Here is a 15,245-nt window from a genome sequence, read left to right as displayed (position 1 = left end):
ATTACGTCGGGTGTGCGGAAATCCGCGCGGAAATGAAAGCGGGCCGATACCGATGCATGTGATGCCCCTGCTCCTGCTGATCGCGGGCAGCGCCGCGGTGGCGGGCGCCGCGCGCCGTACTCCGGTGCCCGCGCCCCTGCTCCTTGTGGCGGCGGGCCTGATCGTCTCGTACGTGCCGGGAGTGCCCGACTACACCCTCGACCCCCACATCGTCCTGCCACTGCTGCTGCCCCCGCTGCTCTACACGGCCGCCACGGACAGCTCGTACCTCGACCTGCGGGCGCAGCTCCGCCCGGTCGCGCTGCTGTCGGTCGGGTACGTGCTGTTCGCGACGTTCGCCGTCGGCTGGGCCGCGTACGTGATCGTTCCTGACCTGTCGCTCACCGCCGCGCTGGTGCTCGGCGCGGTCGTGGCGCCGCCGGACGCGGTCGCCGCCACCGCGGTCGCGCGCCGGGTCGGGCTGCCGTCCCGGGTCACCACGATCCTGCAGGGCGAGTCGCTGGTGAACGACGCGACCGCGATCACCGCCTACAAGGTGGCGCTGGCCGCCGCCGTCGGCGAGGGCGCGACCTGGGCGGGCGGCATCGGAGAGTTCCTGCTCGCGGCGCTGGGCGGCATCGGCGTCGGACTCGTCCTGATGGTGCCGATCCACTGGATGCGCACGCACCTGAAGGAAGCCCTGCTGCAGAACTCCCTGTCGCTGCTGACGCCGTTCTTCGCGTACGCCGTCGCCGAGCAGGTGCACGCCTCCGGAGTGCTCGCCGTGGTCGTCGTCGCGCTCTACCTGGGCCACCGCAACTGGGAGGTCGACTTCGCGACCAGACTCCAGGAGGAGGCCGTCTGGAAGATGGTCGCGTTCATCCTGGAGTCGGCGGTCTTCGCCCTCATCGGCCTGCAGCTCCCGGTGATCCTCAAGGGCCTCGGCGAGTACGAGGGGGCGAGCGCGGCCTGGTACGCGGTGGCCCTCTTCGTGATCGTCGTCGCGACCCGCTTCGCCTGGGTGTACCCCGCGACCTACCTGCCGCGCCTGCTGTCCGCGCGGATCAGGAAACGGGAGGAGAACCCCACCTGGAAGGGGTCCTTCGTCATCAGCTGGGCCGGCATGAGAGGCGTCGTCTCGCTCGCCATCGCCTTCTCGATCCCGCTCACCGCGGAGGGCGGCGAGGACTTCCCCGGCCGCAACATGATCCTCTTCCTGACCTTCACGACGGTGATCGGAACGCTCGTCGTGCAGGGACTGTCGCTGCCGCCGCTCATCCGCCTGCTGAAACTCCCCGGGCGCGACCAGCAGGCCGAGACCCTCGCCGAGGCGAACGCCCAGGCGCAGGCCTCCCGGGCCGCCGAGCGGCGCCTGGAGGAACTCCTCTCCGACGAGCGCAACGCCCTGCCGACACCCCTCGCGGACCGGCTGCGGACGGTCCTGGAACGCCGCCGCAACGCCGTCTGGGAACGCCTCGGCCAAGTCAACACCGTCACCGGCGAGACCGCGGACGACACGTACCGGCGGCTGTCCCGGGAGATGATCGGCGCCGAGCGCGCGGTGTTCGTGAAGCTGCGGGACGGCCGCTTCATCGACGACGAGATGCTGCGCACCCTGCTGCGCCGCCTGGACCTGGAGGAAGCCGCCGCGTTCCGCGAGGGGACCTAGGTCCCGTCCGGGCGGCCCGTGATCACGGCCGCGACCGTCGTCCCGCGCGGGAACGCGCCCTCCGCCGCGAGCGTCATGAGTCCGTACAGCGACTTGGCGACATAGAGACGTTCGACGGGCAGGCCGTGGCGCTGCTCGAAGTCGTCCGCGAACGCGTCGAGTACGGGAGTCGTACGGGCGTAGCCGCCGAAGTGGAACCGGTCGTCGAGGGACCAGTCGCCGCGCGGACCACCGAACGCCTCCTCCTGGAGGGCACGTATTCCGGCGCCCAGGAAGCCGCCCTTCAGGACCGGTATGCCCAGCGCGCGTCTGCCGGGAGGCAGGCCCCCGGCCAGGCCCGCCAGGGTGCCGCCGGTACCGCAGGCCAGCGCGACGACGTCGGCGTGACCGCCCAGCTCCTCGCCCAGCGCCGTGCAGCCGCGCACGGCGAGGGCGTTGCTGCCGCCTTCCGGGATCACGTACGCGTCCTCGCAGGCGGCCGAGCGCAGGAGCGCGGCCAGGGTCTGCGGCTCGCTCTTGCGCCGGTACGTCGATCTGTCGACGAAATGGAGCCGCATGCCGTCGGCCGCGCACCGGGCGAGGGACGCGTTCAGCGGACGGTCGGCGAGCTCCTGGCCGCGGACCACACCGACGGTGGGCAGCCCGAGGAGACGCCCGGCCGCCGCGGTGGCCAGCAGATGGTTCGAGTACGCGCCGCCGAACGTGAGCACCCTGCGGCCGGCCGCCGCCCGCAGGTTCGGGGCCAGCTTGCGCCACTTGTTGCCGATCAGCTCCGGGTGGATCAGATCGTCCCGCTTGAGCAGCAGCCGCACACCGTGGCGCGCGAAGCGCTCGTCCGCGGCCTCCCGCAGCGGTGACGGCAGCCGCGGCCGCAGGACGCCGAGGCCGAAGTCGGGATCGACTGCTTCAGGGGTGTCGGGGCCGGTCACACCCCCATTGTCGGACACCCCTCACTGCAGGAGGGCGCGGACCCGGGCCCGCATGGCGGCCATCGTGAAGCCGCGCGGATCGATCTTGCCCGGCTGCCATTCCAGGTGGCCTATCACCGAGCGTTCCGTCCAGCCGTGGTGACGGCAGATCGCCGCGGCGGCCCGCGCGGCGGCGTCCAGCTGGGCCTCGGGCCACGGATCCTCGCCGTCGCCGAGGTTCTCGCACTCGAAGCCGTAGAAGTGGCGGTTGCCGTCGGTGTTCGCCTCGTTGTCCGACGGCAGGGCCGTCTCGGCGACGACCGCGCGCAGGACGTCGTCGTCACCGAGGCCGGCGTGATTGGAGCGGCCGTGACCGACGAGGTGGACGCGGCCGTCCTTGGTGATGACACCGTGGCACAACGGGCCCGGTAACCCGCTGTAGCCGTCACGGCAGATCTCGACGGTGCGCTGACTGCCCGAGGTCACCGTGTGGTGGATCATCACCCCGTGGACCGGGCCCCACGGCCCCTTGTGGTTGCGGTTGTGATGCTCCCAGTCGCCGACCTCGACGACAGTGATCTCCTCCGCCTTGAGCCGGCTCAGAAAGCTGCCCGCGGACATGGGTGAGGCCACGGCCGCCTCCTCACGGGGCGCGACGGCCACCCGCCGTGGCCGCCTCGTACCGCTGCTTGTACCCGCAACTCCCGTGAAGCGACCACCTGTTCGCCCGGCGAGGTGCCGGAGGCCAGGTGCCGGGCGGCAGAGCCTAGGCGCGCAGGAAGCCGTCCCCGTGGGTCGCGATGTGGCTCTCCACCGCCTGGAGCGCCTGCTGCGTGGCCTCGGGAGAACCGCTGCCGCGCCGCTCCGCGAGGTAGGCCGCGCCGAGCGTCTTCAGCAGATCACCGCCGGTCCGCTGTGCCTGGACCTCGTCGATCTTCTGCTTGCCCTGTGTGAGGCCGCGCTGTGCTTGTTCTCTCGCGCGGTCCAGGAAGCCTGCCATGGCCGTCTCCTCCGTCGTCGTGCGTCGTGCCTGTTCAACGGGCCGCCCGATCTTGGAGTTCCCCGTCGAAAGGCCCGCGGACCCCTCGGTCCGGGCTGCCCGGCCTGACCGGGCGCCCGCAGTATGCCCCGCTTCGCGAAGATCCATTCCCGCTCTTTCGTGTAATAGCACCAACACGGTCCGTGATGGAAGTGTGGGCGCCGCAGCCCATTGCACGATCGGGAGGACATTTCATGTCGGTAGGCGAAGAGATCCGCGCGGACCAGGATCAGCCGCAGAAGAGTCTCGGCACATCCGCGGCGCGGAACCTGGCCACGACCACCAAGTCCGCACCGCAGATGCAGGAGATCAGCTCACGATGGCTGCTGCGCATGCTGCCGTGGGTGAACGTGCAGGGCGGCACGTACCGGGTGAACCGCAGGCTCAGCTACTCCGTGGGAGACGGCCGCGTCACCTTCGTCAAGACCGGTGACCGCGTCCAGGTCATCCCGGCGGAGCTCGGCGAACTGCCGGCGCTGCGCACCTACGACGACCAGGAGGTGCTCACCGAGCTGGCCGCGCGCTGCGAACAGCGGGAGTTCGAGCCGGGAGGCGTGCTCGCCTCCTTCGGCAGCCCGGCCGACGAGGTGTTCCTGCTGGCCCACGGCAGGGTCGAGAAGATCGGCACGGGTCCGTACGGGGACGACGCCGAGCTCGGCACGCTCGCGGACGGCGCCTACTTCGGCGACCAGGCGATCCTCGACCCCGATGCCATCTGGGAGTACACGGCCCGCGCGACCACCGCGTGCACGGTCCTCGCGCTTCCCCGCACGCACTTCGACACGATCGCGGAGCGCTCCGAGTCCCTGCGCGAGCACCTCGCGCAACTGCGGGCGATCCCGCACCAGCGCGCCAACACATACGGCGAGAAGGAGATCGACCTCGCGGCCGGCCACACGGGAGAGCCCGCCATCCCGGGGACGTTCGTCGACTACGACGCGGCGCCACGGGAGTACGAACTCAGCGTCGCCCAGACCGTGCTGCGCATCCACACCCGCGTGGCCGACCTCTACAACCAGCCGATGAACCAGACCGAGCAGCAGTTGCGGCTCACGGTGGAGGCGCTGAAGGAGCGCCAGGAGCACGAGCTCATCAACAACCGCGAGTTCGGGCTGCTCAACAACTGCGAGTACGACCAGCGGCTCCAGCCGCACGACGGCGTACCGAGCCCGGACGACCTGGACGAACTGCTCACCAGGCGGCGCGGCACGAAAATGCTGCTCGCCCACCCCCGGGCGATCGCCGCTTTCGGCCGTGAGCTCAACAAGCGGGGCCTCGTCCCGGAGACCCTTGACGTGGCGGGGAACCGCATCCCCACCTGGCGCGGAGTGCCGATCTACCCGTGCAACAAGATCCCGGTGACCGAGGCCAGGACGACGTCGATCATCGCCATGCGTACGGGCGAGGCGGAGCAGGGGGTCGTCGGACTCCAGCAGGCGGGCATCCCGGACGAGATCGAACCGAGCCTGTCCGTGCGGTTCATGGGCATCAGCGAGCAGGCGATCATGTCGTACCTGGTGACGACGTACTACTCGGCCGCGGTCCTGGTGCCGGACGCGCTCGGTGTCCTGGAGAACGTCGAGATCGGCCGTTGGCGGTGACCTCCGAGTCCTGTGGCACGCCGCATGCCGTGTCCCCGTCCGCCGGACCGGGTAGACCTCAGGGGTATGTCCGCGTGTCCCGGGAGGCGGACCCATGGGTGAGTTCATGACGGAGACGCGCACGGAAGGACGAACGGAGCGGCGGCGGAGCCCGTCGTCAGCGGCAGGAGGGACCGTCCCCGAGCAGGGGCCGGCCCCTGCCGGGCCGCACGGCTCGTCCGACGCACAGGAGGCGGCCGCCATCCTCGACAGGGCCCGGGTCTCGGTCGAACCGGAACTGCGCCGGGCCGTCGAGTCACTGCCCGGCCCGTTGCGCCGGGTCGCTCTCTACCACTTCGGATGGGAGAACGCGGACGGCACTCCGACGGCGGGGAACGCGGGCAAGGCCATCAGGCCCGCGCTCGTACTGGCCGCGACCGGAGCACTCGGCGGGCACCGGACGACAGCCGTCCGGGCGGCCGCCGCCGTGGAGCTGGTGCACAACTTCACGCTGCTGCACGACGACGTGATGGACCGGGACACCACCCGCAGACACCGGCCCACCGCCTGGGCCGTGTTCGGTGACGCCGACGCGGTCCTCGCGGGGGACTCCTTGCAGGCGCTGGCGCACCGGCTGCTCGCCGAGGACCCGCATCCGGCGTCCGCGGCGGCTGCCGCACGGCTCGCCCGCTGCGTCGTCGAACTCTGCGCGGGACAGCAGGCCGACACCGCGATGGAGCGTCGTGCTCCCGACGACATCACGCTCGACGAGGTACTGGCCATGGCCGAGGCCAAGACCGGTGCGCTCCTGGGGTGCGCGTGTGCGCTGGGGGCGCTGTACGCCGGCGCGGACGACGCGGATGTCGCGGCGCTGGACGCGTTCGGGCGCGAGGCCGGGCTCGCCTTCCAGCTCATCGACGACGTGATCGGTATCTGGGGGGACCCGGGGCGCACCGGCAAGCCGGCCGGGGCGGACCTCATGGCCCGCAAGAAGTCCCTCCCGGTGGTCGCGGCGCTCGCCTCCGGCACCCCGGCCGCGGCCGAACTCGCCGAGCTGTACCGGGCGCCCTACCGGAACGGCGATCTGGAGCGCACGGTCCTCGCCGTCGAGCGGGCGGGCGGTCGCGACTGGGCCCAGATGCAGGCGGCCGACCGGATGGCGCGGGCCCTGGGCCATCTCTCCCGTGCGGTCCCGGACCCGGAGGCGGCGGAAGGCCTGCTGTCGCTGGCGGAGTTCGTGACCCGGCGGACCTCATGAGGAGGGCCGTCTGAGACGCCGGAGTTCTCTGTCGCGTGCGGCACCTGACGGCGCGGCGGGGCGGAGAGGTTCCGGTTCCGGCGGGCCCCGCGCATCCCCACGGTGCGCGGGACCCGCCACCCCTCGCCCGGGTGATCACCTAGGCTGCAACGGCCGTATGGACACGGGCCGTTGAGGCAAAGGGGCGGGACATGGGCGTGGCGATCCGCAGAGCGGGCGAGGCCGACCGGGAGGACGTGACGCGGCTCCTGGACGAGGCCTTCCAGGACGACCCGGTGAGCAGCTGGGTCTTTCCCGACGAGGACCACCGGCGGCGTACGCATCCTCTGCTGATGGGGGCCTTCCTCGACCTCGTGCTCGACGCGGGACATGTGGACGTCACGGAGGACGGCTCGGCCTGCGCGCTGTGGCTGTCGATACCGGCGGGGGCGCACGAGGAGGACGAGGAGGGGCCGGCCCGGCTGCGTGAGGCCGTCGATCCCGGCAACGAGCGGGTCGAGCTGATCGCGCGGTTGACCGCGGAGGTGCATCCGGCGGGCGCGGCCCACGAGTATCTGTGGATGATCGCCGTCAGGCCGGGGCGGCAGGGGGAGGGGCTGGGGACGGCGCTCATCCAGCATGTGCTCGAACGGTGTGACGGGGAGGGCCGCGCCGCGTATCTGGAGGCGAGCGGGGAGCGGAGCCGGGGGTTGTACGAGCGGCTCGGGTTCGGCTTCACGGGGCGGGCGGTCGCGTTGCCTGCGGGGCCGTTGATGTGGCCGATGTGGCGCGAACCGGTGCGCCGGCCGCTGGGGGAACTGTCCGACGGGGCTTAGGGCAGGCTTAGGGGATTCTTCGGGTGCGGCGGCGTGGGGGCTGGTCGCGCAGTTCCCCGCCGCCCCTGAAAGCGTCGGCCTCGGCGCCGTTGCAGAAGGCGCCGCGGCCCCTGAGAGCGTCGGCCTCGGCGCTGTTGCGGAAGGCGTCCTCCCCGTGCCGCTAAGCGCGGGGGACGATCGTGTCGACGATGCGTTCCACCAGGTCGTCCGGGACGCTCACGCCCGGTAGGACGCCGTTCAGTACTCCCGGCAGGGTCAGGTGTTCAAGGATCAGGCCGAGCATGGCCAGGTAGAGGATCGTCACGGTTTCGGCGCCGCCCGGGAGGCCCGCGGCGCGGTGGAACTCCATGCCGTACTCAAGGTCGGCACGGACGGTCTTCGTGTACGAGGCCCGCAGTTCGGGGCGGCGCGTGGCCTCCAGACGCATCTCCATGAGGCCCAGATAGCCCGTGCGGTCGCGTTGGGCGCGGGCCATGAGGTCGTGCATGAAGGCCGTGACCAGCGCACGGTCCCGCGGAGCCGTCAGCAGCTCGGCCATCATCTCCGGGTCCGGGGCCAGCCGCTCGTGCAGCCGGGCGTCGATCTGCCGGAGCAGGTCGTCGCGGTCGGTGAAGTAGTTCGAGGCGGTGCCCACCGGCACCCCGGCCTCGGCGTCCACCGCTCGGAAGGTCAGCCCGCGGGCCCCCTCGCGCGCCAGGACCTCCACTGCGGCGTCGACCAGTGCGGCTCGGCGCCGCGGGTTGCTCACCATCCGGAATCCTTTCTCCCACTTCGGTCCCGTACGGGACGCGGTCGGTAATCGCCTTGCAACCACTACAAATGAAGCACTATGAATGGAGTGGTTACGTCACCCTACGGAAAGAGACCGGCTTGCGAAAGCTCACGTATTTCATCGCCTGCTCGATCGACGGCTTCATCGGAGATCCGGGCGGCGACGGGTCGATGATGATCCCGTTCGTGGACGAGGAGTTCTTCGAGTTCCTCAAGACCGAGTATCCGGAGACGCTGCCCACCCACGGCCGCCGCGCGCTGGGCATCGACGACCTGCCGAACCAGAAGTACGACACGGTCGTACAGGGCCGCGCCAGCTACGACCTGGCGCTGCAGATCGACGTCACCAGCCCCTACGCCCATCTGCGCGAGTACGTCGCCTCACGCACGCTGAAGGAGTCGCCCGACCCGAACGTCGAGATCGTCGCCGACGACCTTGTCGGCAAGGTCCGTGCGCTCAAGGCGGAGGACGGCGACTTCGGTGTCTACCTGTGCGGCGGCTCGCAGATCGCGGGCGAACTGCTCGACGAGATCGACGAGCTGGTCGTCAAGACGTACCCCATCGTGCTGGGCACCGGCATGCCGATGTTCGGCTCCGGCTTCGCGATCAGCGAGTTCACGCTCGGCGAGGTGCGTACGTTCAAGAACGGGGCGGTCGTGCGGACGTACCGCAGGAAGCGCTGATTCCGGGGCTGCCGCTCGGCTGTCGGCCCGACTCCTCCCGCAATATTCTGGAGGCATGGCCAGCGATGAGTCCCTCTGTCCGGTCTGCGAGCAGTCCGTCGACACGGTCGTGCGCCGGCACAAGACCCTCGGTGTCTTCGTGCCCGTCTGGGGCCCTGGCCCCTGCCGCAACCCCCGCTGCGCGAGCTACGAGGCGGGGGAGGAGCCCGCGCTCATGACCGAGCCGGGCCTGCCGCCCGAGGAGTCCCGCCCCGGCGCGGAACGGGAATCCTGACCGGCGACACCCGGCCCGACGACACCTGACACCCGACACCCGGCGCCGACGAGCGGTGGCCGGATGCGTCACTTGCGCTGCGTGAAGCGCAACAGGTTGCCCGCGGGGTCGCGGACCGCGCAGTCCCGTACCCCGTACGGCTGGTCCATCGGTTCCTGGATGATGTCGGCGTCCGCGGCCAGCAGCCGTTCGTACGTCGCGTCGCAGTTCTCCGTGGTGAAGATGACGCCGCGGAGCAGCCCCTTGGCCAGCAGTTCGGCCACGGCCTGCCGGTCCGCCGCCGGTGCGTTCGGGTCGGCCAGGGGCGGTTCCAGGACGATCTCCACGTCCGGCTGGAGCGGGGGGCCGACGGTGACCCAGCGCATGCCCTCGAAACCGACGTCGTTACGGACCTCCAGGCCCAGCACGTCGCGGTAGAAGGCGAGCGCCCGGTCGTGGTCGTCGACCGAGATGAAGCACTGCGCGATTTTGAGGTCCATGGCCTCACGCTAGGGGTTTGGCCGCCGCCCGGCGCACCGGTCGCGTGTACATCTTGGCCACGCAGGCCGGGATCGCCGCTCCCGGCTCGTGCGACCGCGCCCGGTACGCGCTCGGCGTCTGGCCGACCAGCTCCGTGAAGCGGGAGCTGAACGAGCCGAGCGACGTACATCCCACCGCGAAGCAGACCTCCGTGACGCTCAGGTCGCCGCGTCTCAGCGGCGCCTTCGCGCGCTCGATGCGGCGCGTCATGAGATAGCCGTACGGAGTCTCGCCGAAGGCGGCGCGGAAGCTGCGCTGGAAGTGGCCCGGGGACATCAGCGCGGTGCGCGCGAGCATGGGCACGTCCAGCGGCTCGGCGTACTCGCGGTCCATGCGGTCGCGTGCCTTGCGCAGCCGGACCAAGTCCTCCGTGGTCATGCCCTCAGCATCCCACGGCCCACTGACAGTGCCCCGGGATCAGTCCGCCCGGAGCAATCCGCGGAACCAGCCGCCGGAACAGTCCGCAGGAACCAGTTGCCGGAACAGTCGGCAGGGTCAGTCGGCGGAAGAGTCGGCAGGATCAGTCGCCGGATCAGTCGGCGGGCTCGGAGAGTGAGAGTTCCCCGGTGCCGTCCAGGACGTCCCGGGCCACGGCCGAGATGCGGCGCCGCCGGGAGCGGGCGTGGTCGCGCAGCAGCGCGAAGGCCTCGTCCACGGTGATCCGGCGCTGCTGGGCGAGGGCCCCCTTGGCCTGTTCGACGAGGATGCGCGACTCCAGCGCGGTCTCCAGCTGCTCGGTGAGCCGCATCTGCCGGCGCAGTTCCCGCTGCTGCAGTATCGGGATGGCGGCGAAGTCGGCGAGGGCCCGGCCCAGTCGGAGCTGCCCGGGGTCCGGTGTGCCGGGCCTGTCGAGGAAGAGGCTGAGGGCGCCGACCACCTCGTCGCGTACACGCAAGGGCGTCGCGGCGACCGAGTGGAACCCCAGCCGGCGGGCCCTGAGGGTGAAGCGGGGCCAGGCCGCGTTCGCGTCGGGGTGGTCGAGGGCGATCCCCTCGACGGGGTTCCCGGTGCGCAGACAGTCCTGGCACGGACCCTCGCCCCAGTCGACGCCGTTGCGTTCCAGGCTGCGGATGCGGGCATCGGATCCGGTGACCTCCGCCCGGCCTTCCGCCCGGCTGTTCCTGGGCGCGGCCAGGGCGACCCCCGCGGCCGCGATGTCCAGCAGATCGACGCAGCGTTCGGACAGGGTGCGCAGGAAGTGGATGTCGTCGAAGTCGCCCGCCAGGGTGGTGGCGAGCTCCACGAAAGCGGCGGCCAACCGCTCCTCGCGCGGCTGCTCGGGCATTCCGGCTCCCTCCCCTTCCCCTGCCGTGCCTCTCTCTGTCAGTACGTCCCTCCGGATCACACCGAGTCGGATCACACCGAGTCGGATCACACCGAGTCGGATCACACCGGGTCGGATCACGCCGGGTCGCATCGACTTGCTTCGGTTCGCTCCGCCGGCCCTGTTCGGCTCCGGCTCCCGGTCGGCGGGCGGCTTCAAGCCTACGACTGCGGTGGCCCGGGTTCGATGGCAATCACGCGAAGAGTCGGGCCCGTTGGAAGACTCCCGCCGCACGCCGGTCAGCCGGAGCGGGCCCGTCGCTCCGGTGACCGCGGCGGGTCCGAGGGCCGTCAGGGGGTTTGGTGCCGGCGCGGAAAAAACGAGGTGCCGGACGGGTCGCCGACGATCAGGGCGGCCAGGTCGATGAGCTTCATCCGCTGCGCGCGGGCATGGCCGCGCAGGTGCTCGAACGCCTCCTGGAGGTCGCAGTCGAGGCGCTCGGCGAGCATGCCCTTGGCCTGCTCGATGAGGACGCGGCTGTTCAGGGCGTTCTGCAGCTGATCGCCCCGCACGAGCGCGTCGCGCAGCACCTCGCGATGGGCCAGACCGACGGCCGCGGCGTCGGCGAGGAGCCGGGCCCACCGGATGGCCGACGGCCCGAGCCGGCCGTGCTGGTGGTAGAGATCGAGCGCGCCCAGGGGCCGGTCCTGATGGGCCAGCGGCAGGGCCGTGACGGCGGTGAAGCCCTCGGACAGGGCACGGCTGGTGAAGCGGGGCCAGCGGGTGCGGCTGTGCGGGTGGGACATGGGAATGTTCGCCAGGGGCCCCTTGCCGCGGGCGATGTCGAGGCAGGGGCCCACCCGCGACTCGGCCTGCAGACACTCCAGCCGGCGAGTGCGTTCGTCCGTCGCTGCCATGCGCCGGGGAGTGCCCTCCGGGCCGATCAGACTGCACGCGGCCGCCTCCACACCGGGCACCAGCGCCGTGACCCGCGCAAGCCGGCGCAGGAGATGTTCCTCGCTCTCGCCCCGGGCCGGAGCGTCGACCAGGGCGAGCAGGTTCGCGGCCAGTTCCTGCGACCGGGTGGTGTTGAGCGGTTCGATGCTCATCTCTTGGTTCCTGACGGCTGGGTGGGGCTGCCGAGCCGGAGCGGACGGCCCCCGGGTGCCCGGGCGACGCCGCCGGACAGAGGGGGTGTGGTTCGTTCCACACAACAGCCAAGCACATGGCGCCATCGCGCGACTACGGTGAGTCGGTGGCAGTGGTATCTTCCGGCCCGCGCCCCCTCGGGGGTGCAAAGCTTTACGCGCCGTTGACCCTCTCGCGCCGCCGGGGCGCACGAGTGGGTACGGAAGGGTGTCCGAGCCGGCCCGTCGGTGCCAGGACCTCGCTGTCCGGGGCCGGTTGTTCGGGTGTCCCGGGACGGATGTCCGGGCGTCGCGATAACCGGGCCCGTACGCGGACGACGTGAGGGCACGTCATGCGCCGCTGCTCATGACGGGCCGTACCGTGGACGTCTCCTCCCGAGCCGGTCGGCCCGGGTTCATGACTTCTTCGTCTTTTCGCCGCCGTCCCGCGGAGTGCGTCGGCCCTCGTTCTCCCGCTCGGGGGCGCTCCGGTCCCTGTTCCGTGGCGTGCCGTGATTCCTGGACGCGTCGGCGCGCAGCCCGCGGGACAGCTCCGCCACGAACGCCTCCCACAGCCGGCCCGTGGGCGGGAACCCCGGTTCGTCAGCCGCCAAGGGGTGCCTCCCGCCCGGCCGTCGTCCGTCCGCGCCCGGCCCGTTCGACCCGTTCGACCTGGGCCGACTCCCGGCCGGTCCGCCCGCGACGCCCCCGGTAACGGATCGGCGACCGGAGTCCGGGCCGTCGAGGTGGCTCCGCGCCGTGCCGCCGGATCCGGTGTCGAGCCGTGGGCGGCCCGCCCACGCCGAACAGCCGCTCCGGGCGCGTGCCCGGGGTGTCGCGACGACGGCCTACGAAGTCCGCCGCCCGGGGCGGCCGGGCATCGGGGCGCGGCACGCCGCCGAAAGCGGGAGTTCCGTGCTCGAACACCGTCCGTGGCGGACAGAGTTCCGCGACGGCCGCCGTGCGGCCGGCCCCGGCCGGTCCAACCGTGCGATGTTCGACGGGAGTCCGGCTCGATCCGTGCACCCTGGCGTAGCCGACCAGGATCCTCATGGGACCGGGTCACTCCTTCTTCGACGTAGGGAATGTGGTGGGGGCCGCTTCCGGCACAGACGGTTCGGTCGGTCCTCGCCGGGCTGGGACGGGAGGGGGCCCAGGGAGAGCAGGGGCTCGACCGGCACGTGGGACGGCGGACGTACGCGTCGGGCGCGGGGCGGCGGCCGGACGGCGTACGGCGGAGGGGTACGGTCCGCACCGCGGAGCCGGTCACCGCGTGCCGGTGCCCCAGGGCGCGCGACCGCCTTCGCAAGACCCTCACCTCGGCTTCCGCTCATGGGTCGCTGATGTACGCGGTGCTTCGCCGGGGTCCTGGGCTCCGATCACCCTAGGCCGGGCCGCCCGTGCGGAACAGAGGGTGATCGGCCACTCACGGACGGCGCACCGAGGGGGTGGGAGGTCGTGAGTCGGCACCTCGTGGGAGTCCCGCGGTACGGACGGAGGGGCCTCGTGGCCGAAACCGTACGATTCCCGGGCCGGTGGGCGACCGGACCGCCACGAGTCCGAACCGGTACGAGCCGTAAGCGGGCGCAAGGACGAGACTGGGGGTACGGGTGTCGTGGCGTGACAGGGCGCGACGGCGGGTGGTTGCCCTCCGGGGCCGTCGGCGTGGGCGATACTTGGCGGATCATGCTGCTGGCCGTGCGACCGGGCGGAGGTGAAGCCGATGCGGCACGAGAACCGTGGCGGCGACAACGAGATGCCCGACCGCATACAGCCCTTTGATGTGGAGGACCGTCGACGGGTCACCGAGGCCTTCACCGCCCTGGCCTCCTCCAGCGAGGTGCAGCGGGTGCCCGAGCTGCTCTGCGCGGCCTGCGTGGACCTGCTGCCCGTCACCGGCGCCTCGATCTCGATCACCGGCAGCAGGACCGCGCGGGCGCTGTGGTGCGCCAGTGACGACACGGCCGCGCGCCTCGCCGAGGCGCAGTACACGCTGGGCGACGGGCCCTGCCAGAGCGCCCTCGACCGGGCAGCCCCCGTGCTCGCGCCGGATCTCACCCAGGGGCCGGACGCCCGCCGCTGGCCGGTCTTCGCCCATCAGGCGGTCGAGCTGGGCGTCCGGGCTGTCTTCTCGCTGCCCCTCGGCGCCGGCGCGCTCGCGATCGGCACCCTCGACCTCTACCGGGACACCGCCGGCGCCCTGTCGCCGCGCGACCTGCGCATCGCGCTGCTGGCAAGGGACGCGGTCACGTTCGCAGTACTGAATCTCGAAGCAGCCTCCGACGGCTTCGTATCCGGGGACGAAGCAGGAGTAGCGTCATGGGTGGACGCCGCGGAAGCCGACCACGTCGAGGTTCATCAGGCCGTTGGCATGGTCATGGTCCAAATTGGGGTCGATCCCGAGCAGGCACTGGACCGGTTGCGGGCGCACGCCTTCTCGGAAGGGCGGACGGTCACCGAGGTGGCACAGGAGATTCTCGCCCGAACGCTGCGTTTCCAGCCGGAAGCGGACGACAATCAGCGGAAGGGCCGCGGTCGGCTCGGCGACGAAGGAGACGGTGACCGGTCATGACCCGTGAAGAGCAGCTCGCCGAGGCGTTCGTCGGGCTGGCCGACACCCTCGCCGACGGGTTCGACCCGGTGGTCCTCCTGGACCGTCTGGCCGGGCACTGCGTCGGCATCGTGGGCGCCGACACGGTCAGCGTCATGATGGCCACGGTCCGCGGCGACCTTCGAACGATGTCGGTCTCCGCCCACGCGACCTCGGCCGAACTGGTCCAGACGCAGACCAGGGAAGGCCCCGGCCGGGACTGCTACCGGACCCGGCTGCCGGTGGACGCCACCCATCTCGACGACCTCGACGGCCGGTGGCCGCGGTTCACGGCCCAGGCCCAGGAAGCCGGTTACGGCGCCGCGCACGCGCTGCCGCTGCGGGTCAACCACCAGACCATCGGGTCCGTGAGCCTCCTGCTCACCGCGCCCGCCGGCCTCCGGCCGGGCGATCTGCGCCTCGCCCAGGCGCTCGCCGACGTGGCCGCCGTCGCGCTGGTCCACTGGAGCCCGGACCCCGCCAGGCCCATGGACATCCTCACCCACGTCCAGGCGGCCGTCGCGGCCAAGGCCACCGTCGAGATGGCGCAGGGCATGCTGGCCGAGCACGGCCAGCTCGAACCCGCACGGGCCATGGAGGCCCTGCTCGCCTACAGCGGCCGCAACGGCAACCGCCTCACCTCGACCGCCCAGGCGCTGGTCCGCCGCACGCTGGAACCGTCCCAGGTGCTCGCCGCCCTGGGGTGAACCCAGGCCGTACGAGCAGTCGCGCACGCCCCCTGCGCCACGGCGTGCGCAGGGGCGCCCG

The 15,245-nt window shown here is 71.7% G+C and carries 17 protein-coding genes; 8 read left to right on the top strand and 9 right to left on the bottom strand.

All coding sequences use genetic code 11. The features are described from left to right. Positions 1 to 52: 52 nt before the first annotated feature. Entirely contained in the window at positions 53 to 1,648 is a 1,596-nt protein-coding gene (locus tag C6Y14_RS37585; protein WP_107021382.1) for a Na+/H+ antiporter, read from the top strand. Here C6Y14_RS37585 and C6Y14_RS37580 read toward each other — a convergent pair. The 3 genes from C6Y14_RS37580 to C6Y14_RS37570 all read right to left on the bottom strand — a co-directional run bounded on the left by C6Y14_RS37580 (position 1,645) and on the right by C6Y14_RS37570 (position 3,556). Next, on the bottom strand, positions 1,645 to 2,577 hold the full coding sequence (locus tag C6Y14_RS37580; protein ID WP_225891468.1) for a 1-aminocyclopropane-1-carboxylate deaminase/D-cysteine desulfhydrase: 933 nt from the start codon (positions 2,575 to 2,577) through the stop codon (positions 1,645 to 1,647). The genes C6Y14_RS37585 and C6Y14_RS37580 overlap by 4 nt on opposite strands. 21 nt (positions 2,578 to 2,598) lie before the next feature. Next, the gene (locus C6Y14_RS37575) at positions 2,599 to 3,189 is read right to left on the bottom strand and encodes an N-acetylmuramoyl-L-alanine amidase (RefSeq protein ID WP_107021431.1); all 591 of its coding nucleotides are present in this window, start codon (positions 3,187 to 3,189) and stop codon (positions 2,599 to 2,601) included. Between the two features lie 133 nt (positions 3,190 to 3,322). Continuing rightward, positions 3,323 to 3,556 (bottom strand): hypothetical protein, encoded by a 234-nt coding sequence (locus tag C6Y14_RS37570; RefSeq protein WP_107021381.1) that lies wholly within the window; start codon positions 3,554 to 3,556, stop codon positions 3,323 to 3,325. Between the two features lie 233 nt (positions 3,557 to 3,789). On the opposite strand from C6Y14_RS37570, the gene C6Y14_RS37565 reads away from it, so the two are divergent. From C6Y14_RS37565 to C6Y14_RS37555, 3 genes are all read left to right on the top strand, one after another. Continuing rightward, positions 3,790 to 5,196, top strand: a complete 1,407-nt coding sequence (locus C6Y14_RS37565) for a family 2B encapsulin nanocompartment shell protein (protein ID WP_107021380.1) — start codon at positions 3,790 to 3,792, stop codon at positions 5,194 to 5,196. A gap of 94 nt (positions 5,197 to 5,290) precedes the next feature. Further along, positions 5,291 to 6,433, top strand: a complete 1,143-nt coding sequence (locus C6Y14_RS37560) for a family 2 encapsulin nanocompartment cargo protein polyprenyl transferase (protein WP_107021379.1) — start codon at positions 5,291 to 5,293, stop codon at positions 6,431 to 6,433. A gap of 191 nt (positions 6,434 to 6,624) precedes the next feature. After that, the gene (locus C6Y14_RS37555; protein ID WP_107021378.1) at positions 6,625 to 7,248 is read left to right on the top strand and encodes a GNAT family N-acetyltransferase; all 624 of its coding nucleotides are present in this window, start codon (positions 6,625 to 6,627) and stop codon (positions 7,246 to 7,248) included. A 160-nt stretch (positions 7,249 to 7,408) separates the two neighbouring features. Here the strand turns inward: C6Y14_RS37555 and C6Y14_RS37550 are convergent, their stop codons facing one another. Continuing rightward, positions 7,409 to 7,999 carry a TetR/AcrR family transcriptional regulator gene (locus C6Y14_RS37550; RefSeq protein WP_107021377.1) on the bottom strand — a complete coding sequence of 197 codons (591 nt, stop codon included), beginning with the start codon at positions 7,997 to 7,999 and terminating at the stop codon, positions 7,409 to 7,411. A 119-nt stretch (positions 8,000 to 8,118) separates the two neighbouring features. Between C6Y14_RS37550 and C6Y14_RS37545 the strand changes: the two genes are divergently transcribed. Both C6Y14_RS37545 and C6Y14_RS37540 read left to right on the top strand, forming a co-directional pair. Then, complete coding sequence (locus C6Y14_RS37545; RefSeq protein WP_107021376.1) at positions 8,119 to 8,703, top strand: dihydrofolate reductase family protein; 585 nt, start codon at positions 8,119 to 8,121, stop codon at positions 8,701 to 8,703. 55 nt (positions 8,704 to 8,758) lie between these two features. Beyond that, on the top strand, positions 8,759 to 8,977 hold the full coding sequence (locus C6Y14_RS37540) for a hypothetical protein (RefSeq protein ID WP_107021375.1): 219 nt from the start codon (positions 8,759 to 8,761) through the stop codon (positions 8,975 to 8,977). 68 nt (positions 8,978 to 9,045) lie between these two features. Here C6Y14_RS37540 and C6Y14_RS37535 read toward each other — a convergent pair whose 3' ends face one another. The 5 genes from C6Y14_RS37535 to C6Y14_RS37515 all read right to left on the bottom strand — a co-directional run bounded on the left by C6Y14_RS37535 (position 9,046) and on the right by C6Y14_RS37515 (position 12,501). Further along, positions 9,046 to 9,456 carry a VOC family protein gene (locus C6Y14_RS37535; protein ID WP_107021374.1) on the bottom strand — a complete coding sequence of 137 codons (411 nt, stop codon included), beginning with the start codon at positions 9,454 to 9,456 and terminating at the stop codon, positions 9,046 to 9,048. A gap of 4 nt (positions 9,457 to 9,460) precedes the next feature. Then, positions 9,461 to 9,874 (bottom strand): helix-turn-helix transcriptional regulator, encoded by a 414-nt coding sequence (locus tag C6Y14_RS37530; RefSeq protein ID WP_107021373.1) that lies wholly within the window; start codon positions 9,872 to 9,874, stop codon positions 9,461 to 9,463. A gap of 154 nt (positions 9,875 to 10,028) precedes the next feature. After that, complete coding sequence (locus tag C6Y14_RS37525; protein WP_107021372.1) at positions 10,029 to 10,781, bottom strand: GAF and ANTAR domain-containing protein; 753 nt, start codon at positions 10,779 to 10,781, stop codon at positions 10,029 to 10,031. Between the two features lie 329 nt (positions 10,782 to 11,110). After that, positions 11,111 to 11,869, bottom strand: a complete 759-nt coding sequence (locus tag C6Y14_RS37520) for a GAF and ANTAR domain-containing protein (protein WP_107021371.1) — start codon at positions 11,867 to 11,869, stop codon at positions 11,111 to 11,113. A gap of 434 nt (positions 11,870 to 12,303) precedes the next feature. Further along, complete coding sequence (locus C6Y14_RS37515) at positions 12,304 to 12,501, bottom strand: hypothetical protein (RefSeq protein WP_107021370.1); 198 nt, start codon at positions 12,499 to 12,501, stop codon at positions 12,304 to 12,306. 1,109 nt (positions 12,502 to 13,610) lie between these two features. Between C6Y14_RS37515 and C6Y14_RS37510 the strand changes: the two genes are divergently transcribed. Both C6Y14_RS37510 and C6Y14_RS37505 read left to right on the top strand, forming a co-directional pair. Beyond that, positions 13,611 to 14,459 (top strand): GAF and ANTAR domain-containing protein, encoded by an 849-nt coding sequence (locus tag C6Y14_RS37510; RefSeq protein WP_225891467.1) that lies wholly within the window; start codon positions 13,611 to 13,613, stop codon positions 14,457 to 14,459. After that, entirely contained in the window at positions 14,456 to 15,184 is a 729-nt protein-coding gene (locus C6Y14_RS37505) for a GAF domain-containing protein (RefSeq protein WP_107021369.1), read from the top strand. The genes C6Y14_RS37510 and C6Y14_RS37505 overlap by 4 nt, the downstream gene beginning before the upstream one ends. Positions 15,185 to 15,245 lie beyond the last annotated feature (61 nt).

Source organism: Streptomyces dioscori, from assembly GCF_003024195.1.
GTDB classification, from domain to species: Bacteria; Actinomycetota; Actinomycetes; order Streptomycetales; family Streptomycetaceae; genus Streptomyces; species Streptomyces dioscori.
This window is presented reverse-complemented; position numbering and strand designations above follow the sequence as displayed.